The 21,778-nt window shown below is 71.4% G+C and carries 22 protein-coding genes; 13 read left to right on the forward strand and 9 right to left on the reverse strand.

Features of this window, described 5'->3' with window-relative positions; all coding sequences use genetic code 11:
• Positions 1 to 3: 3 nt before the first annotated feature.
• A complete protein-coding gene (locus tag C4V41_RS20050; protein ID WP_103957436.1) occupies positions 4 to 1,071 on the reverse strand; it encodes a PucR family transcriptional regulator in 1,068 nt (355 codons plus the stop codon).
• Positions 1,072 to 1,147: 76 nt separating this feature from the next.
• Here C4V41_RS20050 and C4V41_RS20055 point away from each other — a divergent pair, with 76 nt between their 5' ends.
• The 4 genes from C4V41_RS20055 to C4V41_RS20070 all read left to right on the forward strand — a co-directional run bounded on the left by C4V41_RS20055 (position 1,148) and on the right by C4V41_RS20070 (position 5,368).
• On the forward strand, positions 1,148 to 2,065 hold the full coding sequence (locus tag C4V41_RS20055) for a proline dehydrogenase family protein (protein WP_103957437.1): 918 nt from the start codon (positions 1,148 to 1,150) through the stop codon (positions 2,063 to 2,065).
• Entirely contained in the window at positions 2,066 to 3,691 is a 1,626-nt protein-coding gene (pruA, locus tag C4V41_RS20060) for an L-glutamate gamma-semialdehyde dehydrogenase (RefSeq protein ID WP_103957438.1), read from the forward strand.
• 81 nt (positions 3,692 to 3,772) lie between these two features.
• Positions 3,773 to 4,735: a GlxA family transcriptional regulator gene (locus C4V41_RS20065; protein ID WP_103957439.1), complete on the forward strand. Its 963-nt coding sequence runs from the start codon at positions 3,773 to 3,775 to the stop codon at positions 4,733 to 4,735.
• A 3-nt stretch (positions 4,736 to 4,738) separates the two neighbouring features.
• On the forward strand, positions 4,739 to 5,368 hold the full coding sequence (locus tag C4V41_RS20070; protein ID WP_103957440.1) for a DJ-1/PfpI family protein: 630 nt from the start codon (positions 4,739 to 4,741) through the stop codon (positions 5,366 to 5,368).
• A 479-nt stretch (positions 5,369 to 5,847) separates the two neighbouring features.
• Here C4V41_RS20070 and C4V41_RS20075 read toward each other — a convergent pair whose 3' ends face one another.
• Positions 5,848 to 6,447 carry an ArsR/SmtB family transcription factor gene (locus C4V41_RS20075; RefSeq protein WP_103957441.1) on the reverse strand — a complete coding sequence of 200 codons (600 nt, stop codon included), beginning with the start codon at positions 6,445 to 6,447 and terminating at the stop codon, positions 5,848 to 5,850.
• 67 nt (positions 6,448 to 6,514) lie between these two features.
• Between C4V41_RS20075 and C4V41_RS20080 the strand changes: the two genes are divergently transcribed.
• Positions 6,515 to 7,759 carry an MFS transporter gene (locus C4V41_RS20080; RefSeq protein WP_103957442.1) on the forward strand — a complete coding sequence of 415 codons (1,245 nt, stop codon included), beginning with the start codon at positions 6,515 to 6,517 and terminating at the stop codon, positions 7,757 to 7,759.
• Between the two features lie 56 nt (positions 7,760 to 7,815).
• The gene (locus tag C4V41_RS20085) at positions 7,816 to 8,622 is read left to right on the forward strand and encodes a serine/threonine-protein kinase (RefSeq protein WP_103957443.1); all 807 of its coding nucleotides are present in this window, start codon (positions 7,816 to 7,818) and stop codon (positions 8,620 to 8,622) included.
• Positions 8,623 to 8,676: 54 nt separating this feature from the next.
• Here C4V41_RS20085 and C4V41_RS20090 read toward each other — a convergent pair whose 3' ends face one another.
• A complete protein-coding gene (locus C4V41_RS20090) occupies positions 8,677 to 9,423 on the reverse strand; it encodes a lysophospholipid acyltransferase family protein (RefSeq protein WP_103957444.1) in 747 nt (248 codons plus the stop codon).
• Between the two features lie 18 nt (positions 9,424 to 9,441).
• Positions 9,442 to 10,608, reverse strand: coding sequence for a cytochrome P450 (locus tag C4V41_RS20095; RefSeq protein WP_235030261.1), 1,167 nt, complete (start codon positions 10,606 to 10,608; stop codon positions 9,442 to 9,444).
• A 54-nt stretch (positions 10,609 to 10,662) separates the two neighbouring features.
• Between C4V41_RS20095 and dhaK the strand changes: the two genes are divergently transcribed.
• The 3 genes from dhaK to C4V41_RS20110 are packed head-to-tail and all read left to right on the forward strand — an operon-like array spanning position 10,663 to position 12,634.
• Positions 10,663 to 11,643 carry a dihydroxyacetone kinase subunit DhaK gene (gene dhaK, locus C4V41_RS20100; protein ID WP_103957445.1) on the forward strand — a complete coding sequence of 327 codons (981 nt, stop codon included), beginning with the start codon at positions 10,663 to 10,665 and terminating at the stop codon, positions 11,641 to 11,643.
• Positions 11,643 to 12,260, forward strand: coding sequence for a dihydroxyacetone kinase subunit DhaL (gene dhaL, locus C4V41_RS20105; RefSeq protein WP_103957910.1), 618 nt, complete (start codon positions 11,643 to 11,645; stop codon positions 12,258 to 12,260). Before dhaK ends, dhaL begins: the two co-directional genes overlap by 1 nt.
• Entirely contained in the window at positions 12,260 to 12,634 is a 375-nt protein-coding gene (locus C4V41_RS20110; RefSeq protein ID WP_103957446.1) for a PTS-dependent dihydroxyacetone kinase phosphotransferase subunit DhaM, read from the forward strand. The genes dhaL and C4V41_RS20110 overlap by 1 nt, the downstream gene beginning before the upstream one ends.
• 40 nt (positions 12,635 to 12,674) lie before the next feature.
• Here C4V41_RS20110 and C4V41_RS20115 read toward each other — a convergent pair whose 3' ends face one another.
• The 5 genes from C4V41_RS20115 to C4V41_RS20135 all read right to left on the reverse strand — a co-directional run bounded on the left by C4V41_RS20115 (position 12,675) and on the right by C4V41_RS20135 (position 17,440).
• Positions 12,675 to 14,381, reverse strand: a complete 1,707-nt coding sequence (locus C4V41_RS20115) for a thiamine pyrophosphate-binding protein (RefSeq protein ID WP_103957447.1) — start codon at positions 14,379 to 14,381, stop codon at positions 12,675 to 12,677.
• Positions 14,378 to 15,151 (reverse strand): cyclase family protein, encoded by a 774-nt coding sequence (locus C4V41_RS20120; RefSeq protein ID WP_103957448.1) that lies wholly within the window; start codon positions 15,149 to 15,151, stop codon positions 14,378 to 14,380. Before C4V41_RS20120 ends, C4V41_RS20115 begins: the two co-directional genes overlap by 4 nt.
• Before the next feature lie 64 nt (positions 15,152 to 15,215).
• A complete protein-coding gene (locus C4V41_RS20125; protein WP_200824109.1) occupies positions 15,216 to 16,067 on the reverse strand; it encodes an endo alpha-1,4 polygalactosaminidase in 852 nt (283 codons plus the stop codon).
• A gap of 212 nt (positions 16,068 to 16,279) precedes the next feature.
• Complete coding sequence (locus C4V41_RS63045) at positions 16,280 to 16,942, reverse strand: hypothetical protein (protein WP_200824110.1); 663 nt, start codon at positions 16,940 to 16,942, stop codon at positions 16,280 to 16,282.
• A gap of 69 nt (positions 16,943 to 17,011) precedes the next feature.
• Positions 17,012 to 17,440, reverse strand: coding sequence for a CBS domain-containing protein (locus C4V41_RS20135; protein ID WP_103957911.1), 429 nt, complete (start codon positions 17,438 to 17,440; stop codon positions 17,012 to 17,014).
• Positions 17,441 to 17,578: 138 nt separating this feature from the next.
• On the opposite strand from C4V41_RS20135, the gene C4V41_RS20140 reads away from it, so the two are divergent.
• From C4V41_RS20140 to C4V41_RS20155, 4 genes are all read left to right on the forward strand, one after another.
• Positions 17,579 to 18,970, forward strand: a complete 1,392-nt coding sequence (locus C4V41_RS20140; RefSeq protein ID WP_103957450.1) for an aminopeptidase P family protein — start codon at positions 17,579 to 17,581, stop codon at positions 18,968 to 18,970.
• Between the two features lie 136 nt (positions 18,971 to 19,106).
• Positions 19,107 to 19,898, forward strand: coding sequence for an MlaE family ABC transporter permease (locus tag C4V41_RS20145; RefSeq protein WP_103957451.1), 792 nt, complete (start codon positions 19,107 to 19,109; stop codon positions 19,896 to 19,898).
• Positions 19,898 to 20,752 carry an ABC transporter permease gene (locus C4V41_RS20150; protein WP_103957452.1) on the forward strand — a complete coding sequence of 285 codons (855 nt, stop codon included), beginning with the start codon at positions 19,898 to 19,900 and terminating at the stop codon, positions 20,750 to 20,752. Before C4V41_RS20145 ends, C4V41_RS20150 begins: the two co-directional genes overlap by 1 nt.
• Positions 20,753 to 20,756: 4 nt before the next feature.
• Entirely contained in the window at positions 20,757 to 21,776 is a 1,020-nt protein-coding gene (locus C4V41_RS20155) for an MlaD family protein (protein WP_103957453.1), read from the forward strand.
• The last annotated feature ends 2 nt before the right edge of the window (positions 21,777 to 21,778 follow it).

Here is a 21,778-nt window from a genome sequence, read left to right on the forward strand (position 1 = left end):
GGGTCAGGGTCTGTCGAGCGTCCTGAGCCGGGCCGCCTTGAGGCCCAGGTGCACGGCCAGGCGGTCGTCGCCGTCCGACAGGTCCCGGTGGGTGAGGCGTTCGGCCTTGCCCAGCCGGTAGTAGAGCGTCTGGCGGTGGATGCCCAGCTCGGCGGCGGTCTTCTGGACGTGGCCGCCGCGGTCGAGGTAGACCTCCACGGTCTGGGCCAGCTCGGTGTCGAGCGAGGCGGTCTCGCCGGCCAGCTCGCGCAGGTCGGCCTGGCTCAGCCGGGCCAGCAGGCGGTGCACGCCGAGGTCCTCCCAGCGGGCGATCGGGGCGTAGCGGGGGAAGTGCTCGGCGACGCGCAGGGCCTGGCGGGCCTCGCGCCAGCTCAGCCAGGCGTCGGCCGGGTCGGTCCTGGGGGCGCCGAGGCCGGCGGCGGTGCCGTACGCGCTCTGGAGCGTCTGCGCCACCTCCCCCGCGAGGTGGGCGGGGGCGAGCAGGGCGACCGGCGAGCCCGTGCGGGCCAGGACGCCGCGCGGGAGTGTCCAGAGGGCGGCCACCCGCTCCTCCGACTCGCGCACGGCGACGGCCGCGACCGGGCCCGGCACCTCGATGGAGGCGTCCGCGCGCTCCTCCGGGTCGGCGGAGAGCAGGGCGCGCAGGCCGCGCCCGAGATCCTGCCTGCTCCTGGCCTCCTGGGCGAGCGCGGCGGCGGCCCTGGCGACGAGCGGCGCGGCGGCCCGCAGGATCTCGTCGGTCAGCTCGCCCGAGTCGAGCAGCCACAGATAGCCGTAGGTGACGTCGGTGTGGCGCAGCGGCCAGCAGACTCTGGCGAGGACCTTGAGCTCGGCGTCGGCGGGGATCCTGACCGGGCCGTTCGCCCTGGCGATGCCGTAGCGTTCGAAGTAGTCGCGCACCTCTCCGGTGGCGCGCCGGCGCAGGATCGACTCCTGGCGGACCGTGTCGATGTCGCCGTGCTGCGCTCCGTAGGCCAGCAGCCGGAACGAGCGGTCCTCCAGCGTCGCGGACGCCCCCAGGCGGGCGGCGATCTCGTCGACGATCTCTTGTAGGTCTGCCGTGTTGTGCATTTGTACGACAGCCTGCCACACCCGGCGTTACGCGCGTCGATGGCCCCCTCTGAGCTGGGCTTTCTAGACTGAAACCATGCTGGGTCAACTGCTGCTCGCCGCTTCGAGGAGCGGGGTCGTGCGCCGCTCCGTTTCAGGCTTCCCGCTCACCAAGAAGGTAGTGCGGCGGTTCGTCGCGGGCGAACAGGCCCAGGAGGCCCGTAACGCCATCGAACGGCTGCGCGACACCGGGCTCGCCGTGACCGTGGACCACCTCGGCGAGGAGACACTCGACGCGCGTGCCGCCGAGGCCACCGCGCGGGCGTACATCACGCTGCTGGAGGCGCTGAAGCCGCTGCGGCTCGGCGACCGCGGCGAGGTGTCGGTGAAGCTGTCGGCCGTCGGGCAGCGGCTCGACGACGCCATGGCGCTGGAGCACGCCCGCGAGATCTGCGCCGCCGCCGCGGCGAGCGGCGCGACCGTCACGCTCGACATGGAGGACCACACCACGGTCGACTCCACGCTGTCGATCCTGCGCAAGCTGCGCGAGGACCACCCGGCCACGGGCGTCGCCATCCAGGCGTACCTGTTCCGCAGTGAGCGGGACTGTCACGACCTGTCCTCCGAGGGATCGCGCGTACGGCTGGTCAAAGGCGCCTACCGCGAGCCCGCCTCCGTCGCCCACCAGGGAAGGACCGACGTCGACAAGGCGTACGTGCGATGCCTGCGGATCCTCATGGCGGGGAACGGTTACCCCATGGTGGCGACGCACGACGACCGCATGATCGCGATCACGGAGCTGCTCGCCGACCGGTTCGGGCGGACGATCGGCGACCACGAGTTCCAGATGCTCTACGGAATCAGGACCGACCTGCAGGAGGCCCTCGCCGGGGCCGGCCACACGGTCCGCGTCTACGTCCCCTACGGCGACGACTGGTACGGCTATTTCATGCGCCGCCTCGCGGAGCGCCCCGCCAACGTCGCCTTCTTCCTTCGTGCCCTTGGGGGTAAGTAAATGGATGCCATCAGCAACGTGCCCGTGCCCGCGAACGAGACCGTTCTCGGCTACGCGCCGGGCAGTGCCGAGCGGTCCGCGCTGGAAGACCGCATCAAGGAGCTGGCCGGGTCGTCGCTCGACCTGACCATGACCATCGACGGCGCGCAGCGCCTCGGCGGTGGCGCCCCCATCAACGTGGTGCAGCCGCACAACCATGCCTCCGTCCTGGGCCGTACCAACGACGCTACGGCTCAGGACGTGCGGGACGCCGTCGACAGCGCCCTCCGGGCTGCTCCCGCCTGGCGGGAGCTGTCGTTCGACGAGCGGGCCGCGATCTTCCTCAAGGCGGCCGACCTGCTGGCGGGCCCGTGGCGGGCCACGCTGAACGCGGCCACCGTGCTGGGGCAGTCGAAGTCGGCGCAGCAGGCGGAGATCGACGCGGCCTGTGAGCTGATCGACTTCCTGCGCTTCAACGTGGCCTACGCCCGGCAGCTCTACGCGGACCAGCCGGTGTCGTCGCCGGGCGTGTGGAACCGGATGGAGTACCGGCCGCTCGAAGGTTTCGTGCTCGCGATCACGCCGTTCAACTTCACCGCCATCGCCGGAAATTTGCCGACTTCTGCGGCTTTGATGGGCAATGTCGTTGTCTGGAAGCCGTCGCCGACCCAGCAGTTCGCCGCGCACTTCACGATGCGCCTGCTGGAGGCGGCCGGGCTGCCCCCGGGCGTGATCAACCTGGTCACCGGCAACGGGCAGGCCGTCTCCGAGGTCGCGCTCGGGCACCCGGCGCTGGCCGGCATCCACTTCACCGGCTCGACCGCGACGTTCCAGCACCTCTGGGCCACCGTGGGCACCAACATCGCCTCCTACCACGGCTACCCGCGCCTGGTCGGCGAGACCGGCGGCAAGGACTTCGTGCTCGCCCACCCGTCCGCCGACCCGGGCGTGCTGTCGACGGCGCTGATCAGGGGCGCGTTCGAGTACCAGGGGCAGAAGTGCTCGGCCGCCTCCCGCGCGTACGTGCCGCGCTCGGTCTGGAACCGGATGCGCGACGACTTCGTCTCCGTGGCCGAGTCGCTGACCGTGGGCGACGTGGCGGCCGACCTGTCGACGTTCATGGGCGCGGTCATCGACGACCGGGCGTTCGCCAAGCACAAGGCGGCGATCGACCGGGCGCGCGCGGCCGCCAACATCGACGTGCTCACCGGCTCGTACGACGACTCGGTCGGCTACTTCGTCAAGCCGACGATCCTGGAGTGCGCCGACCCGGCCGACGACATCTTCGTCAAGGAGTACTTCGGGCCGATCCTCGGCGTGCACGTCTACGACGACCGCGACTTCGACACGGTGCTCGACCAGATGGAGGGCATCGCCCCCTACGCGCTGACCGGCTCGATCATCGCCCAGGACCGCTACGCCATCGCCTCGGCCTCCGACCGGCTGCGCTTCGCGGCGGGCAACTTCTACGTCAACGACAAGCCGACGGGCGCGGTCGTGGGCCAGCAGCCGTTCGGCGGCGCCCGCGCCTCGGGCACCAACGACAAGGCGGGCTCGATCTTCAACCTGATCCGCTGGGTGAACGCCCGTACGATCAAGGAGACGTTCGTCCCGCCGACCGACCACCGCTACCCGCACATGGGCTGACTCTCGCTCGGAACCGCCGTGGCGTAATGTGCAATATTCGTGTCATTGACGCCACGGCGGGCCCGCGACCAGCATGAAAGCATGCAACGACGAGTCCTGATCGTCGTCTTCCCCGGCTTTCAGCTGCTCGACATGGCCGGTCCCGCCGACGTGTTCGGCACCGCGGCCCTGATCGCGCCCGGCGGCGGCTACCGGGTCGAGGTGGCCGCCCCGCGGGCCGGCGCCGTGGCCGCGCACAACGGCGTCGCGGTGACGGCCACGGCGCTCACCGAGGTCGAGGGCCCGATCGACACGCTGCTCGTGGCCGGCGGATTCTCGGTGCCCGAGCACCTGGCCGACAAGGAGCTCATCGGCGCGATCGCCGGGCTGGCCGCGCGGGCCCGGCGGGTCGCCTCCGTGTGCAACGGCGCGTTCCTGCTGGCCGAGGCCGGGCTGCTGGACCATCGGCGGGCCACCACGCACTGGCTGTCCGCCGCCGACCTCAAGAGCCGCTACGCGCGCGTCGAGGTGGACGCCGACCCCCTCTACATCGAGGACGGCAACGTCTGGACCTCCGCGGGCGTCCTGAGCGGCGTCGACCTCGCTTTGGCGCTGGTGGCCAGGGACCACGGCCACGCGCTCGCCCGCGACGTCGCCCGCGGCCTCGTGGTGTATCTGCACCGGCCGGGCGGGCAGAGCCAGTTCAGCACTCCCATGCGCGCATTGACGCCGCGCAGCGAGCCGCTCAGGGAGTTGCAGGGCTATATCGACGCGAACCCGGGCGCCGACCTCAGCGTCCCCGCGCTCGCCGGGCGCGTCGGCATGAGCGAGCGCCACTTCTCACGCGTCTTCACCGAGCAGACCGGTCTTTCACCCGGCCGGTACGTCGAACGCAGCCGCGCCGAAACCGCCAGACGGCTCCTGGAGGTCACCGGCCTCCCGCTGGACAGCGTGGCCAGGGAGTCGGGGCTCGGCACGCCGGAGACGCTCTACCGCGTCTTCAGGCGGCACTGGCGGATCTCACCGGGCGATCATCGCCGCCGGTTCCAGACGAAGGAGAGATGACCCGTGCACGTCGCCATCCTGCTCTACCCCCGGTTCACCGCGCTGGACGCGGTCGGGCCGTACACGGTGCTGTCCGTCGCGCCGGGCTGCACGGTCACGTTCGTGGCCGCCGAGGCCGGGCCGGTCGTCGACGACCAGGGCACGCTCACCCTGCTCGCGACGGCCTCGTACGCGGGCCTGCCCGCACCGGACGTGATCGTGGTCCCCGGCGGTCCCGGCACCCTGGAGGCGCTGTCCGACGAGCCGCTGCTGGAGTGGATCCGGCGGGCGCACGAGCACACCCGCTGGACGACCTCGGTGTGCACCGGCTCGCTCATCCTCGGCGCGGCCGGGCTGCTGACGGGTCTGAAGGCGACCACCCACTGGGCGTTCCTGGACGCCCTGACGGGCTTCGGCGCCTCACCGGCCGCCGAGCGCGTGGTGACCGAGGGCAAGATCGTGACGGCGGCGGGGGTGTCGGCGGGCATCGACATGGCGCTGACCCTGCTCGCGCGGGCGCGCGACGTGGAGACGGCGCAGTTGGTGCAACTGGCGATCGAGTACGACCCGCGGCCGCCGTTCGACGCCGGCTCCCCGAAGACGGCCCCCGACGGCCTGGCCGAACGCGCGCTCACTCTGCTGACCGGAGCCTAGCGGCTCTGAGCAGCGGCCCTCGTCCCTCCAGCCCGGAACGAGGGCGCTGCCATCCGGGTCCTATGTCCGGTCGGACCCGGAACTCTTCACCAAAGGGCAACGGCGCCGCCGAACATTGCCCGCTCCGACGGCGGCGCCGCGCCCGGCACCTCGGCACGCGCCCGGCGGGCGAGCCCCCGCCGACCGCCCATGAGTTCGCCCACGGCACGCCGGGAGCCGCCGGATCATCTTCCGGACCGGACGGCCGGGCCCATGGATTGGATCGTTCCAGGAGGCCGGCGCCGGTCGGAGGGTCATGATCCGGCCGCCGCCGTCGTGCCGGTGTCGCGTGCCATGATCGACTCCTTCGCCAGTATGAGGACTGCTCGGAAAAGGGCCGGTGCCGAAGGAGACTATGGCGTCGGGTGAAGGGCCCGCTTCGGGGCGGGACCTAGGGAAATCCCTAGGCTGCGATCGCGGCCGGCACCCCTGACCGGCGGTCACTCCGGGGCGGCTACCGTGCCCACCGGCAGGACGTCGAAGTGGACGACCACGTGGCCGGTGGCCGCGCCCTCCGCCGCGGCCGGGTCCCTGCCGTCCGACAGCGCCCGATAGCGCTCCAGCACCTCGAACACCTGGTCCTTCATCCGCTCCGTCTCCTCCGCCGTGAGCCGCAGCGACCGCCGCCCGAACGCGCCGGCCTGGGCCCACTCCTCGGGCGCCGTGTCCATCTCCTGCCGCCACCTGGCCAGTTCGGCGCCGCGCTGGCGGACCAGGTCGTCGAGCAGGAGCTCCATCGCGCTCGCCGTCTCCGGATCGCCGGGCCGCTCGCCGTAGGAGAAGCCGCCGGGGGTGATGCGCCAGTATTTCTCCTTCCCCCGCCCCATCTCGGGCGCGACCTCGATCATGCCGTGCCGGGCCAGCTCTCTCAGGTGGTAGCTCGTCGCGCCGGTGTTCTGCCCGAGCAGGGCGGCGAGCCGGGTGGCCGTGGAGGGGCCGTGCTCGTCGAGCAACTCGTAGATCCGCAGTCGCAGCGGGTGAGCGAAGGACTTCAGGGCGTTCTCGTCCAGCGTACGAGCGGAGAAACTCTTGCCTGCCATACTGTGCACGCCTATCTTTGCAAAGAAACCTATGCACACTTTTCCTTACACACTATCGGAGTGAGCCATGCTCGGGCGCTCGTTCGGGTTCCTGTGGTCGTCCACGGGGCTGTCCAACCTGGCCGACGGGGTGCTGAAGATCGGCGCGCCGCTGCTGGCCGTGTCGATGACCCGCTCCCCCACGCTGGTGTCGCTCGTCGGCGCGGCGGCCACGCTCCCGTGGCTGGCGCTCGCGCTGCACGCGGGCGCGCTGGCCGACCGGCTCGACCGGCGGCGGGTCATGGTGGTGGCCAACCTGGCACGGGCCGGGATCCTGGCCGCCGCCACCGTCCTGGCCGCGTACGGGCTGCTGGACCTGTGGCTGCTGCTGGCGGCCGTGCTGCTGGCCGGGGTGAGCGAGGTGTTCGCCGACCTGTCGGCGCAGTCCGTACTTCCGATGACCGTCCCCCCGGAGCGGCTCACCCAGGCGAATGGGCGCGTGTCCACCGCCCAGATGATCGGCAACGACTTCGTCGGCGCGCCCGCCGCCGGGCTCCTCGTCGTGGCCCTGCCCGCCGCGCTCTTCGGCGCCCCCGCCCTCCTGTACGCCGCCGCGGGGCTGCTCCTGCTGGGCATGCGGGGCGCGTACCGGCTGCCTGCCTCCCCCGCCGGTCGCCGGCCGCTGCGCCACGAGATCGGCGAGGCGCTGCGCTACCTGTGGTCGCACCGGGTCCTGCGGAGCCTGGCCGTCACGGCGGGGCTGCTCAACCTGGCCAACGCCGCCTACTTCGCCGTCTTCGTGCTGTGGGCCGTGGGCGACGGGTCGATGATCGGGCTGGAACCGGGCGAGTACGGCCTGATGACCACGGCCTTCGCGGCCGGGGCGGTGTTCGGCTCGCTGCTGTCGGGCCGGGCCGCGAGCCTCTTCGGTGAGGCCAGGACGCTCGTGGGAGCCTGGCTCACCACCAGCGTGCTGCTCCTGGTGCCGGTGCTCGTGCCCTCGCCGTGGACGCTCTATCCGACGGCCGTGCTGTGGGGGCTGGTGGGGGCGGCGGGCAACGTCCTGGTGATCTCGACCCGGCAGCGGCTGATCCCGCCGGAGATGCTCGGCCGGGTCAATTCGGCATACCGGCTCGTCGGCATGGGCGGGATGCCGCTGGGGGCCGCTCTCGGGGGCGTGGTGGCCGAGTTCGCCGGGCTCGCGGCCGTCCTGATCGGCGCCACTGGAGTATGTTTGGCAGCAGTCGGACTCGTGTGGCGCGCCTTGTCAGATCGAATTTCTGGGCCTCTGACCAGCCAACCTACACTTTCCGACATATCCAGATCACGTTAGGCACCCTACGGCTGGTGCTGAGGTGACATGATTATCCCCGAGCTTGAGGGGATGGTATGCGGGAGATCGGCGGACGGTACCTCCTGAACGAGGAGGCCGGTCGTGGGGGTATGGGCGTCGTCTGGCGTGCGTTCGATCAGCTCCTCCACCGTACGGTGGCGCTAAAGGAGCTGACCTTGACCGGTGAGGTCGAGATGGTGCGCCGCCGGGTGCTGCGTGAGGCCAGGATGGCTGCTGGGCTGACGCATCCCAATATCGTCACGGTCCATGACTTGATCGAAGAGGGCGGAAAGCTCTGGATCGTCATGGAATACCTTGACGGGCTCTCACTGCATCAATTGCTCTCCCAGGTGGGCACACTGCCCGCGCAGTCGGTGGCGGCCATCGGCCAGCACCTGCTCGCGGCGCTGCGCACCGCCCACCAGGCCGGTGTGCTGCACCGCGACGTCAAACCCGCCAACGTCATGCTGACCGGCGACCGGGTGGTGCTCACCGACTTCGGCATAGCGACCGCCGAGGGTGACATCCGGATGACGACCTCGCGGCGGCTGCGCGGCACGCCCGCCTTCATGGCGCCCGAGCGGCTGCACGGAGGGCCGGCCAGCAAGGAGGCCGACATGTGGTCCTTCGGCGCCACCCTCTACAGCGCCATCGAGGGCCAGCCGCCCTATCCGGGCCAGGACGCCGCCACGGTGCTCGGCATGGCCAGGAGCGGCCCCTACCCGCCGCCCCGCCGGGCCGGCGTGATGCGGCCCCTCGTCGAGGGGCTGCTGCACCACGACCCGGTCCGCCGCTACACGCCGGAGCAGACGGCCGGTTTATTGGCGGGCATGCGCGCCAGCACCTACCAGACGGCCATCTGACCCGCCTCGCCACCTTCGAAGCCGCACCCCAGGGGTGGGGTGCGGCGAGCGGGGTCAGTCCTTCTTGGCCCGCGCCTCGGCCTCGGCCGCGTCCATGGCGGCCGCCTCCTCGGGCGTGGGCGCCGTGCCGCCGAGATGGGCGGGCTGCCACCAAACCCCCGGCGGGATCTCCGGATAGGTCCGCTGGGCGCGGTCGGTCAGCTCCGACAGGCGCGCGTGCAGGTCCGCCGTGTGGTCGTTGACGTTCTCGCCCCGCTTCGGGTGCATCGGCTCGCCCACCAGGATGGTGAGCGGCACGTGGCGCTGGAGCAGCTTGCGCGGCCGGCCCTTGGTCCACAGGCGGTGGCTGCCCCACAGCGACACCGGGATGATCGGCGTGTTGGTGGCCTGGGCCATCCGGATGGCGCCGTTCTTGATGTCCTTGACGGTGAACGACCGGCTGATGGTCGCCTCCGCGAAGACGCCCACCACCTCACCGGCCTTGAGCATCCGCAGCGCCGTGGCGTACGAGCCCGCCCCCGCCCCCCGGTCGACCGGGATGTGGTGCATGCCGCGCATCAGCGGCCCGGAGACGCGGTGTTCGAACACGTCCTGCTTGGCCATGAAGCGCACCAGCCGCTTCGACGGCAGCGCGGCGAACCCGGCGAAGATGAAGTCGAGGTAGCTGATGTGGTTGCTCACCAGCACCGCTCCCCCAGTGCGCGGCACGTGCTCGGTGCCCTCCATGTGGAAGCGCAGGTCCAGCACGCGAAAGAGGGTCCGCGCGGCGGCGATCACCGGCGGGTACACGATCTCAGCCATGACCAGAAGGTAGCCTACTCAGGCCGGTTTGACGGTAGTCGGGAGACTCACCATGCCTCGCACGTTGCCGTGCACGGTCCTGCGGATGAGCGACCTGTCGATGTCGTAGTCGGGTGCGACGCACGCGGTGAGCTCCTCCAGCACCACCCGGCCCTCCAGGCGGGCGAGCGGGCCGCCGAGGCAGTAGTGGCGGCCGGCGCCGAAGCTGATGGCCTTGCCGGTGTCGCGGCCGAGGTCGTAGACGTCGGGGTCGGGGAAGACGGTCTCGTCGCGGTTGGCGGAGGCGATCAGGATCCACACCCTGGCGTCCTTGGGGACGGTGGTGCCGTACCACTCGGTGTCGCGGGTGAGGCGGCGGGCGACGCCGGCCGCGGGCGTGTCGTAGCGCAGCGACTCCTCCACCCAGGCCCCGATCGCCCCGCCGAAGGCGGCGGCGCGCTGGACGGGGTTGCGCCACGCCCAGTACCAGGCGCCGCAGAGCAGGTGGGTGGTCGTCTCGGCGCCCGCGCCGATGAGCAGGAACAGGAACGCCACCAGGTCGTCCTCGGTCAGCTCGCCGTCGGCGACGAGCGCGGAGACGAGGTCGTCGCGCGGCGCGGCCCGGCGCTCGACGACGATCGAGCGGTAGTAGTCGCCGAGCGAGAGGATGCCCTTGACGCCCTCGTCGGACATCTGGCCGGCCGGGTCGTACCTGAGCAGGGCGTCGGAACGGCGGCGCACGCCCGCCCGCTCGGCCGGCGGCACGCCCATCAGCTCGGAGATCACGTCGAGCGGCACCTTGGCGGCGATGTCGCGGGCGAAGTCGAACGTGCCCCGTTCGACGGCCGGCTCGATGTGGTCGCGCGCGATCTGCCTGATCATGGGTTCGAGCGCGGCGACCCGGCGCGGCGTGAAGGCGCGGGAGATGGCGGCGCGCATGCGAGTGTGCTCGGGCGGGTCCATCGCCACGAACGACAGGAACGTACGCGCGTGGGGACCCGAGGCGCCCGGGTCGAGCAGGGGGCCGTGGTCGCTGGAGAGCAGGGCGCTGTCGGTGAGCGCGGCCGAGACGTCGGCGTGGCGGGACAGGGCCCAGAAGCCGAGGTCCGCGTTGTGATAGAGAGGCGCTTCCGTACGCATACGCGCGTAGACCGGGTACGGGTCGTCGTTCACCGCGCGGTCGTAGGGGTTGTAGACGACATCCACCCCGCCCACGCTACGACGCTTGCGCGGTCGTGAAAACGGGCAGATGTTTTGACCATGAAGAAGCTCATCAACACGGCAGACTCCGTCGTTGAGGACGCGCTGAACGGCATGGCCGCGGCCCACCCCTCGCTGCGGATCAGCGAGCGGGTGGTCTACCGGGCCGCAGGTCCGGCGCCGGACAAGGTCGGCCTCGTCTCGGGCGGCGGCTCCGGGCACGAGCCGCTGCACGCCGGCTTCGTCGGGTACGGCATGCTCGACGCCGCCTGCCCCGGCGAGATCTTCACCTCTCCGGTGCCCGACCAGATCATCGAGGCCACGCAGGCGGTGGACGGCGGCGCCGGGGTGCTGCACATCGTCAAGAACTACACCGGCGACGTCCTGAACTTCGAGATGGCGGGTGAGCTGGCCGAGGGCGTCGAGGTGGTCAGCGTGCTGGTGAACGACGACGTGGCCGTACAGGACTCCCTCTACACGGCGGGGCGCCGAGGCACGGGCGGGACGCTGTTCGTGGAGAAGATCGCGGGCGCGCTGGCCGAGGAGCGCGCGCCGCTGGCCGCCGTCGCCGCCGTGGCGAGCGAGGTGAACGAGCGCAGCAGGTCCTTCGGCATCGCCCTGACCTCCTGTACGACCCCCGCCGCCGGCAAGCCGACCTTCGACCTGCCGGAGACCGAGGTGGAGCTGGGCATCGGCATCCACGGCGAGCCCGGGCGGGCCCGGGTGCCGCTGGCGCCGGCCCGCGAGCTGGCCGGGCTGGCGATGGAGGCGATCCACGGCGACCTGCCGCTCGGCGGCGACCTGCTGGTCATGGTGAACGGCATGGGCGGGACGCCGCTCATGGAGCTGTACGTGGTGTTCGCCGAGGTGACCGCCTACGCCAAGGGCAAGGGGGCGCGGGTGGCGCGCTCGCTCGTGGGCAACTATGTGACAAGTCTGGACATGCAGGGCTTCTCCGTATCGGTGTGCCGGCTCAACGAGACGCTGACCCGCCTGTGGGACGCGCCGGTCGAGACGCCCGCGCTGCGGTGGGGGCGCTGATGGACACCGACGTGTTCGTGGCCTGGTTCGAGGAGGCGGCCAGGCTGGTGCGCCAAGACCGCGACCGGCTGACCGAACTCGACGCCGCGATCGGCGACGCCGACCACGGCACCAACCTCGACCGGGGGCTGAGCGAGGTGTGCAAGGCGCTGGCCGGCACCCCGCCGGAGACGCCCGCCCAGGTGCTGACCGTGGCGGGCGTGACGCTGATCCGCCGGGTCGGGGGCGCCTCCGGGCCGCTGTACGGGTCGGTGTTCCGGCAGATGGGCAAGGTGCTGGAGTCGCCGGTGACCCTGGCGGGGTTCTCCGTGGCGTTCGAGGGCGGCGTGGTGGCGGTGGAGCGGCTGGGCAAGGCCGCGCTGGGCGACAAGACCATGGTGGACGCGCTGGCCCCGGCCTCCCGCGCGCTGGCCCTGGCCGTGAAGGACGGGGCCACGGTGCGCGAGGCGCTCGACCAGGCGGCCCGCGCGGCGGCCGAGGGCGCGACGGCCACGATCCCGCTGCAGGCTCGCAAGGGGCGTGCCAGTTACCTGGGTGAGCGCAGTGTCGGGCACGAGGATCCGGGGGCGGCGTCGGCGGCGCTGATCATGGCCGCGCTGGCTTCCGTGGCGGCGTGATGGTGGGGCTGGTGCTGGTCTCACACAGCGCGGGGCTGGCGGCCGAGGCGGTGGCGCTGACGCGGGGCATCGCGGGCACCGAGGCGCCCATGGCGGCGGCCGGAGGGATGGAGGACGGCACGCTGGGCACGAGCGTGGACGTCATCGAGCGGGCCATGCGCAGCGTCGATCAGGGGGACGGCGTAGTGCTCATCCCCGACCTGGGCAGCTCGGTGCTGACCGCCCGGCTGCTGGCGGAGGACGGGCGGGTGGTGGTGGCCGACGTGCCGTTCGTGGAGGGGGCGATCGCGGGGGCGGTGGCGGCGGGGGCGGGCCTGCCTCTGCCCGACGTGCTCGCCGCCGCCGAGGAGGCCCGCACCGTACGCAAACTCTGACCGCCTGGGGCCTTTGAGAGGCGCCCCTTACGCCACCCCGTCAGTGGCCCTTGAACGCCTCCTCCAGCCACCAGGAGCTGCGCTCCCTCGTCACCTTGGCGTGCACCAGCAGCGGGCGGTCCCGCGGCCCTTCGAGCCACTCGGCCACGCCCGTCAGGTCGGCCCGCCGGGTGACCGTGACGGCGGTGAAGCCGTGGCCTCTGGCGATGGCGGCGAAGTCGGCCGGTGGGAAGGTGACGGTGCCGAGCGGGTGGCCGTGCGGGCCGAAGTGGTGGACCTCGGCGCCATATGCCTCGTCGTCGTACACCACGATCACCATGGGCAGGGCCAGGCGGACGACGGTCTCCATCTCGGCCAGGCCCATGAGGGCGCCGCCGTCGCCGAGGGCCGCCACCGGGAGCCGGTCGGGGCGGGCCACGGCGGCGCCGATGGCGGTGGCCAGGCCGAGACCGATCGACTGGAACGCCTGGGTGAAGCAGAACCCGCCCTCGTCCGGGACATCCAGGAACATCGAGGGATATCCCATGAAATTTCCGGAATCGATGGAGACGATGCGGTCCTTCGGCAGCAGGTCGTCGAGGCCGATGGTGAGCGTCCTGGGGTCGATCCTCTCGCCGTCGCCCTCATCCTCGTACGGGACCGCCCGCCAGCGGCCCTCATCCCGGATCCGGCGCGCGAGCTCCGGAGAACGGGAGCCGGGACTCTCCGGGTTCTCCGCGCTCTTCAGGCGGTCGGCGAGTGAGCGTGCCACGACGGCCGTGTCGCCTGTCACGCCCACGTCGGCGGGCACGTGCGTCTTGAGCGCCGCCGGGTCGAGGTCCACCTTCGCCACCTTCGTGCCGGGCGAGATGAGTGTGCCGTGCCGGGTGGTCCACATGTTCAGGGCGCAGCCCCAGGCGACGATCAGGTCGGCGTCGCGGATCAGCTCCACGGCCAGCGGCGTGGCGAACCCGCCGGAGACGTCGAGGTCCCATGGGCTGCCGCGGAAGAGCCCCTTGGCCACCGCCGAGGTCGCCAGGAGCGCCCCGGTGCGGTCGGCCAGCTCCTCCAGCTCTCGCCGCGCGTGCCGGGCACCCCGCCCGGCGATGAACACCGGCCGCTCGGCCGCCCCGAGCAACCGCGCCAACTCCACCACTTCCGCCGCCGACGGCTCGGCGTCGGCCCACGGAACGCCGGACGACGAAGCGCCGGACGGCGAGGCCGGGGACGGCTGGAGGCCGGACGCTGGTGTGGCGGGCCGCGAGGTGGCGGAGGGGGGTGGGTCGCAGGGGGTCAGTTGGACGTCGAGGGGCAGGTTCAGGAGGACCGTGCGGCGTTCCGTGACGGCGACCCGGTACGCCTCCGCCGCCCGCGCCGCCGCGGTCTCCGGTCCCGTGACCCGCAGCGCCACCGCCCCCACCGCCGTGGCCAGGGCGGACTGGTCGATGTGGAAGTTGGAGTGGATCTCCGTGGCCTCGCCGGCGAGCACGATCAGCGGGGTACGGCTCTTGGCCGCCTCCGCCACCCCCGTCATCGCGTTCGTCAGCCCCGGCCCCTGGTGCACCGACACCACGCCGACGCGGCCGCTCATCCGGGCGTAGGCGTCGGCCATGGTGGCGGCCCCGCCCTCGTGGCGCGCGGCGACGAAGCGTACGCCCTGCGCCACGAGCGCGTTCGTGACGTGGAAGTTGCCGCTGCCGACCACCCCGAAGACGGTCGAGACGCCGCAGGCGGCCAGCGCCCGGCCGACGGCCTCGGCGACGATCAACGTTCGACCAGGGCCAGCACGCGCACGGGGCTGCCGGAGCCGCCCACGATGGGCAGCGGCGGCGCGACCACGACGGCGCCGGTCACGGGCAGGCGGTCGATGTGGCGGAGCTGGGTCAGGCCGTATTTGCCCGCGCCGAGCAGGAAGGAGTGGCACGGGAAGGCCGGGTCGAAGGAGTGGGCCGCGCCCGCGTCGGTGCCGACGGTCTCGACGCCGAGCCCGAGGATCGGGGTCTCGGTGGCCAGCCATTCGGCGCACTCCACCGAGATGCCGGGCGTGTGCGGCCCGCTCTCGTCGGCGTTGATGAAGGCGGCCTGGTCGGCGGAGCGGGCGTCCCAGCCGGTCCGGTAGAGCAGCCAGCCGCCGTCGGGGAGCGGGCCGTTGACCCGCTCCCACTCTTTGACGTGGTCGATCCGCAGGAGGAAGTCGGGATCCTTCGACGCCTCGGCCGCGAAGTCGAGCACGGCCGCGGGCGCGATGAGGCTGCGCGCGGGCACCTGAGAGACGTCCTGGCCGTCGCGGCCGGTGACCCAGTGGATCGGGGCGTCGAAGTGGGTGCCGGTGTGCTCCGAGGTGTGGATGTCGTTCCAGTACCAGGCAGGGCCGCGGTCGTCGTAGCGGCTGATCTCCTCAAGGCTGAAGGGGATCGCGTTGGCGAACGGCTCGGGCAACTGGAGGATCGGCGTCTCCGAGGTGAGGGGCGCGGTGAGGTCGATCACCTCGATCGCCCCGCTGCGCACACTGTCCACGAAGCTCCGCAACACCGACATGACTTCCTCCTTGGTGGGCTGAGCGCATCCTCCTACGCCCGCCCTACCAGTGCAAACGCCGGTTCTAGCGGCAGGCCACCCGGTACGAGTCCAGGTCGTACGTCTTCTTCAGCGAGTTGAAGTTCTGGGCGTTGGACTTGCCGCAGAACGTCGAGGTGGCCAGGTTGTACTCGACCTGGAACACGGCCTTGCCCGCTTTGACGAACTGGTCGTAGCCGTACTTGCCGTTCTGGGCGGTGGTGCACTCGGAGTGCTCCCAGCACTCCTCGTTGACCGCGAAGTCGTAGTACGGCAGGAGCTGCGGGATCTGCTCGACGTCGTTCTTCAGGCCGACCGACATGCCCCGCTTGTGCGCCTCGTTGGCGAACCAGGCGTTGTAGGCGAGCTGGTCGGCGGCCGTGAGCGGGAACCCGGTGTCGTTGGTGTAGCCGTCGACGTTGTCGGGCTCCACGGCGTCGAACCCGGCGGCCTTGCACATGTCGAGCCGGGCCTTCATGATGTCGCCGAGCCTGCCGGTGTGCTGGCGGATGTCGAGCCAGCGCTCGCCCTCCCAGTCGTCGAGCTGCTTGCCGAGGGCCGAGGCGGGGAACCGGCCGGCGTCGGGGCGCCAGTCCTCGTACGAGCCCGCGCTGATGTAACAGACGACGCGGCGGCCCGGCTTGTCGGCCTTGAGGGACTTGACGATGACTCCGTCGGCGGCGGCGAAGCCGTCGATGTCGAACATCTGCACGTTCACGTACGGCTTCTTCGGCAGCGAGATGAGCTGCCAGTCCCAACTGGTGTTGAGCGCGGGCTTCCAGCAGCCGTTACAGGCGACCGGCGCGGGAAGGGCGGCCGCCTTGACTTCGGCCCGCGCCGGGGCGGGGGCCAGGAAGGCGGCTGCGAGCAGCACGGAGACGAAAACGGGAAGACGCAAGGTCACTCCTCACGAACGAAAGAACGGTTCGGATCGGTGGCGATGCGCGCTGTTCCACACTCTCCGCCCGCGCCCTGCCAGGGGCGCCGGAGTGGCGTGGCCCATAGCCGCAGGGCGTCACGCCAGCACGCTTCGGGCGTGCCCTCCCTTCTGTTCGCCCGACAGAATTGCGCGTTTATGCGCCGTTGTCCAGGAATTGACGCATAAAAGCATCAGGCCTTGGTCCACTCCGCGCAGCCGCCCGTGTGGAAGACCTTGTCCGTGGCCTGGATGGTGACGGTGGCGGGGCCTGTCGGCATGCCGGTCGCGATGATGTCGCCGTCGGCGCTGCGCATCCTGGCCCAGTAGCACATGCTGAAGCCCTTGGTCGGCCCGGTCGTGCGGTACGTGCCGGGCTGGATGTCGGCGCCGACGACGAGCGTGCGCAGGGAGGCCGTGTTGAACGTCGGGACGCCGCCGGTGCCACCACCCGGCGTGCTCTGCGCGGGCGGGGTGGTCCCGGTATTCCCAGCGTTCCCAGTGTTCCCGGTGTTCCCAGTGCTTCCCGGAGGTGTCTGCCCGGGCGGGGTCTGCCCAGGGGGCGTCTGTCCCGGAGGGGTCTGTCCAGGCGGAGTCTGTCCCGGTGGCGTCGCGGCCGGGTCCGACTGGCCGGGTGGTGGTGTGGACGCGGGCGGCGCGGTTCCGGCCGGGTCGGTGGGCTCCGAGGGCGGCGGGCTGTCGTCGACCGTCACCGTGACCCTGGGCGCGGGCTCATCCGACGTCTCGCCCGCGCCGAACCCCACGGAGACCCCCAGCAGGAAGCCCACGAGCGCGGCCAGCCCCGCGATCAGCACGACGATCGGCGGACTGCTGGTCGCCCGCGGGTATTCAGGCACCGGCGAATGGTCGGGGGGAGGCGGCCCGTACATCACGGACCAAGGGTCCCACCCCTGTCAACGCCGGCGTCAACGGTGGAGGTAGTCGACCAGCGACGCCTTCTCCGTCTCCAGCTCCTCGATCGCGCTCTTGACCACGTCGCCGATGCTCACGATGCCGATGAGCCGGCCGCCCTCGACCACCGGCATGTGCCGGAAGCGCTGCGTGGTCATCGTGCGGCGCAGCGAGTCGACGTTCTCGCCCGGCCCCACCGTGCGGACCTCGGTCGTCATGATCGACGACACCGGCTCGTCCAGGATCGCGGCACCGCGGTCGTGCAGGCGGCGTACGACGTCCCGTTCGGAGACGATCCCCTCGATGGTGACGCCGTCCGATGAGACGACGACGGCGCCGATGTTGTGCTCGGCGAGTTCGGCGAGCAGGTCTCGCACGGTCGCCTCTGGCGCCACCGTTGTCACGCCACTGCCCTTGCCCCGAAGGATCGTCCCGATGAGCATGTGCACCACCTCTGCCCTCAGTGTTCCAAGCTTGCATCCAGGCAAACAACCTTGTGGGGACCGCGTCAAGCGGTCCCGTAGGCTGCTTGCCGTACTAAATCCCGTACAAAAACCGAAAAATCACTCAGGGACTGCCAAATGACCGAGCCGCTCAACACCGGAAGCCATGACCTGCCCGTCACCGACGAGCTGGCCGCGTTCATGCGGACCGGCTGGGCAGAGACCCATGGGGCTGAGGTGAGCGCGCGGCCGATCGCGCCGTGGGCGGCCAAGCGGCGGGCCGCGCTGGCGCAGCGCTTCCCCGGCGAGCGGCTGGTGATCCCGGCGGGCACGCTGAAGGTGCGCAGCAACGACAGCGACTACCGGTTCCGGCCGCACAGCGCGTACTCGTACCTGACGGGGGCGAGCGAGTCGGACGACGTGCTGGTGATCGAGCCGTCCGGCGAGGCCGTGCTGTACGTCAGGCCGCGCGCCCCGCGCGCCGAGGGCCAGGAGTTCTACCGCGACCGCCGCTACGGCGAGTTCTGGGCCGGTCCCCGCCCCGACCTGGCCGAGGCGGCGGAGCTGTACCAGATCGAGTGCGCCCACATCCGCGAGCTGGTGGCGAAGGGCCCGGCCCGGGTGCTGCGCGGGGTGGACGCGTCGGTGGACGCGCAGATGCCACGCGGTGAGGGCGACGCCGAGCTGGAGTCGTTCCTGTCGGAGATGCGGCTGGTCAAGGACGAGTGGGAGAAAGGCGAGCTGCAGTCGGCCGTGGACGCGACCGCGCTCGGCTTCGAGGACGTCGTGCGCGCGCTCCCGCGAGCGCTCGGCCACCCGCGCGGCGAGCGGTATCTGGAGGGCGTGTTCGGGCTGCGCTCGCGGCTGGAGGGCAACGCGACGGGCTACGACAGCATCGTGGCCTCCGGGGCCCACGCCTGCGTGCTGCACTGGATCCGCAACGACGGCCGGCTGAACCAGGGCGACCTGCTGCTGCTCGACGCGGGGGTCGAGTCCGACACGCTCTACACCGCCGACGTGACCCGCACGTTCCCGCTGTCGGGGCGGTTCAGCGCGGTGCAGCGGCAGGCGTACGAGCTGGTGTACGAGGCCCAGACGGCGGCCATCGCCACGCTCCGCCCCGGCGCCCGCTTCCGCGACTTCCACCAGGCGGCCATGCGCGTCATCTGCGACGGCCTGCGCGACTGGGGCCTGCTGAAGGAGTCGGCCGACACGCTCATGGAGACGGGTCTCTACCGGCGCTACACGCTCTGCAGCAGCGGCCACATGCTCGGCCTGGACGTGCACGACTGCGCGAAGTCGCGGGCCGAGGTCTACCTGGACGGCGTGCTGGAGGAGGGCAACGTGCTGACCGTGGAGCCCGGCCTGTACCTCCAGCCCGACGACCTCACCCTGCCCCCGGAGCTGCGCGGCATCGGCATCCGCATCGAGGACGACCTCGTGATCACCGCCGACGGCGCCACCCTGATGTCCGCCGCGCTCCCCCGCCACCCCGACGAGATCGAATCCTGGATGGGCGCCCTTCTGTAACGGGGCGGTCACTTTTCGTACCGGACTGACAAGGTGCGACCTGGGCCTCATACCTTTTCCTCAAATTCCCACTGAAGCGTCGACTACTGGACAACCCGTCAGTAGGGTTGCCAATCCGTAGGCGGCGGAGGTGGCGATGGCCTGGTCCGGGCACGTCGGACGCCGGGCCGGCTCGGCTCTCGGCCAGGTCGGAGACCTGTTCGTCATCGTGCTGGAGGGCCTGCGCCGGACCTGGGACATCCGGCACTGGTGGTGGGAGTTCGTCGACCAGTGCTGGTTCCTGGCCCGTGTCACCAGCGTCCCCGTGCTCCTGGTCTCCCTGCCGCTCGGCGCCACCGTGGCCTTACAGGTCGGCGAGCTGGCCTGGCAGCTCGGCGCCGGCTCGGCCACCGGCAGCGCGGTCTTCGTCGGCCTCATCCGCGAGGTGGCGCCGCTGGCCAGCGCGCTGCTGATCGCCGGGGCCGGCGGCAGCGCGATGACCTCCGACATCGGCGCGCGCCACATCCGCGACGAGCTGAGCGCCATGGAGGTCATGTCGGTCAACCCGATCCACCGCCTGGTCACGCCGCGCATGTGGGCGGCCAGCACGGTCGCGGTGTGCCTGTGCCCGCTGGTCATCCTGGCGGGCGCGAGCGGCGGCTACTTCTTCAACGTGGTCGTCCAGGGCGTCACCCCCGGCGCGTACTTCGACGGGGCGCTGTCCCTGGTCGTGGCCTCCGACCTGTACGTCACCCTGTTCAAGGCGTGGATCTTCGGCTTCATCGCGGCGGGCGTGGCCTGCTACAAGGGCATGACGTGCGCGGCCAGCCCGGTCGGCGTGGGGCGGGCGGTCAACCAGTCGACCGTGGTGACGTTCATGCTGGTGTTCACGTTCAACTACGTGATCTCGGCCGTCTACTTCCTGGCCTATCCCCCGAGGTCGCTCTGATGGCGACGCGGACGGCCGGCCTCAGACTCGCCCTGCGGGGGCGGGACGTCGCCGAGCGGTTCGCGACGCTGGCCGACTGGCCGCTGTTCGTGTGGAAGGTGCTGTTCTACTCGGTCCGCGACGTGATCCTGCGGCTGAAGTACGCCAAGGTCGTCATCCGGCAGGTCAGCGACGTCGTGGTGGGGGTCGGGGCGACCGTCATCGGCGGCGGCATGATCTTCGTGGTGTTCACGATGGCGTTCGTCGTGGGCGCGACCGTGGGCCTGCAGGGCTACCAGGGGCTGCAGGCGATCGGCGCGGAGTCGTTCATGGGCCTGGTCGGCAGCTTCGCCAACGTCCGCGAGATCACCCCGATCATCGCGGCCACGGCGCTGGCGGCGCAGGTCGGCTCGTCGTTCACGGCGGAGCTGGGCGCGATGCGGATCTCGGAGGAGATCGACGCCCTTGAGGTGATGGGCATCAACGCCTTCACGTACCTGATCTGCACGCGGGTGGTGGCGGCGCTGCTGGCGCTGGTGCCGATCTATCTCATCGCCCTGTTCGCCAGCTTCTTCGCCACCCGGCTGATGTGCACCGTGCTGTTCGGGCTGGCGCCCGGGGTCTACGACTACTACTTCTACCTGTACCTGCCGGTCAGCGACATCGTGTTCAGCGTCTCGAAGGTGGCCGTGTTCGCCTTCGCGGTCATCGTCATCCACTGCTTCCACGGGTTCCACGCCACGGGCGGGCCGGTGGGGGTGGGGGTGGCGGCGGGCCGGGCCATCCGCCAGTCGATCGTCACGATCGTGCTGCTCAACCTGCTGCTGTCGTACCTGTTCTGGGGCGGCGGCGGCAACATACCGCTGACGGGGTGAGCCGATGGCCCGATCTGAGCTCTCTCTCGCCGCCCGGGTGGGCATCGCGCTCGCCGTACTCGCGGTGTTCGCGGCCGCCACCCTGTACGTCGTCCGCACCGCCACACAGCTCAGCGGCACCCGGATCGACGCCGTGTTCACCCGGTCCGGCCAGGGCCTCGACACCAACTCCCCGGTCAAGATCCGCGGCATCACGGTCGGCGACGTGACGGGCATCGACCTCGACGCCAAGGGCAGGGCCGTGGTGACCATGCACCTCGACCCGGGCGTCCGGGTGCCGGAGTCCACGGTGGCCTCCGTGGAGCCGACGTCGGTGTTCGGCCCCAAGTTCGTCAACCTCAAGCCGGGCACCGGCGAGACCACCGGCCCCTACCTGGGCGCCGGCGCCGTGATCACCGCCACCGAGGGCCCGCTCGACCTGTCCGACACGCTCGGCGACGCCTACAAGGGCCTGGACGCCGTCGATCCGCGCGAGGTCACGGTCATCGTGCACACCCTGGCCAAGGGGCTGGAGGGCGAGGGCGGGAACCTGCGCGAGCTGATCGACGACGCCGGCACCCTCGTCGGCGTGGCGCACCGGCAGCGGGAGCGGGCACGGCGGTTCCTGCGCGACGCCGCCCTGCTCGGCACGGCCCTGTCGGACAAGGGCGACGACCTCATCGCCATCTCCTCCGACGTCAACGTCATCACCCCGGACCTGCTCAAGCGGGCCGACAAGGTGCGCGCCCTGCTGCAGGAGCTCACCTCGATCTCCGGCCAGGTGTCGCACGGCCTGGCCGGGCACCGGGGCGACCTGCGGGCGGGCGTGCACTCGGGCGAGCGGGTGGCCGCGCTCATCTACGCCCAGCTCGGCCTGGCGGGTGGCGGCGTACGCGGGCTGACCCGGCTGGTCGACCTGCTCAACGAGCTCATCGAGGCGCCGGGACCGAACGGCAGCCGCCAGCTCCAGGTGGAGGCGTTCGTGGCGACCGACGTCTGCGAGCTGATCGTCGGCGCCTGCGGCCCGACCGATGGGAGGCGCTGAGT

The organism is Nonomuraea solani, assembly GCF_900108335.1.
GTDB lineage: Bacteria > Actinomycetota > Actinomycetes > Streptosporangiales > Streptosporangiaceae > Nonomuraea > Nonomuraea solani.

Bases quoted from the DNA above. Each gene is read 5' to 3' on its own strand.
- C4V41_RS20050 (WP_103957436.1), bottom strand. From the start codon at position 1,071: ATGCACAACACGGCAGACCTACAAGAGATCGTCGACGAGATCGCCGCC.
- C4V41_RS20055 (WP_103957437.1), top strand. From the start codon at position 1,148: ATGCTGGGTCAACTGCTGCTCGCCGCTTCGAGGAGCGGGGTCGTGCGC.
- pruA (WP_103957438.1), top strand. From the start codon at position 2,066: ATGGATGCCATCAGCAACGTGCCCGTGCCCGCGAACGAGACCGTTCTC.
- C4V41_RS20065 (WP_103957439.1), top strand. From the start codon at position 3,773: ATGCAACGACGAGTCCTGATCGTCGTCTTCCCCGGCTTTCAGCTGCTC.
- C4V41_RS20075 (WP_103957441.1), bottom strand. From the start codon at position 6,447: ATGGCAGGCAAGAGTTTCTCCGCTCGTACGCTGGACGAGAACGCCCTG.
- C4V41_RS20080 (WP_103957442.1), top strand. From the start codon at position 6,515: ATGCTCGGGCGCTCGTTCGGGTTCCTGTGGTCGTCCACGGGGCTGTCC.
- C4V41_RS20085 (WP_103957443.1), top strand. From the start codon at position 7,816: ATGCGGGAGATCGGCGGACGGTACCTCCTGAACGAGGAGGCCGGTCGT.
- C4V41_RS20090 (WP_103957444.1), bottom strand. From the start codon at position 9,423: ATGGCTGAGATCGTGTACCCGCCGGTGATCGCCGCCGCGCGGACCCTC.
- dhaK (WP_103957445.1), top strand. From the start codon at position 10,663: ATGAAGAAGCTCATCAACACGGCAGACTCCGTCGTTGAGGACGCGCTG.
- dhaL (WP_103957910.1), top strand. From the start codon at position 11,643: ATGGACACCGACGTGTTCGTGGCCTGGTTCGAGGAGGCGGCCAGGCTG.
- C4V41_RS20110 (WP_103957446.1), top strand. From the start codon at position 12,260: ATGGTGGGGCTGGTGCTGGTCTCACACAGCGCGGGGCTGGCGGCCGAG.
- C4V41_RS20120 (WP_103957448.1), bottom strand. From the start codon at position 15,151: ATGTCGGTGTTGCGGAGCTTCGTGGACAGTGTGCGCAGCGGGGCGATC.
- C4V41_RS20135 (WP_103957911.1), bottom strand. From the start codon at position 17,440: ATGCTCATCGGGACGATCCTTCGGGGCAAGGGCAGTGGCGTGACAACG.
- C4V41_RS20140 (WP_103957450.1), top strand. From the start codon at position 17,579: ATGACCGAGCCGCTCAACACCGGAAGCCATGACCTGCCCGTCACCGAC.
- C4V41_RS20145 (WP_103957451.1), top strand. From the start codon at position 19,107: ATGGCCTGGTCCGGGCACGTCGGACGCCGGGCCGGCTCGGCTCTCGGC.
- C4V41_RS20150 (WP_103957452.1), top strand. From the start codon at position 19,898: ATGGCGACGCGGACGGCCGGCCTCAGACTCGCCCTGCGGGGGCGGGAC.
- C4V41_RS20155 (WP_103957453.1), top strand. From the start codon at position 20,757: ATGGCCCGATCTGAGCTCTCTCTCGCCGCCCGGGTGGGCATCGCGCTC.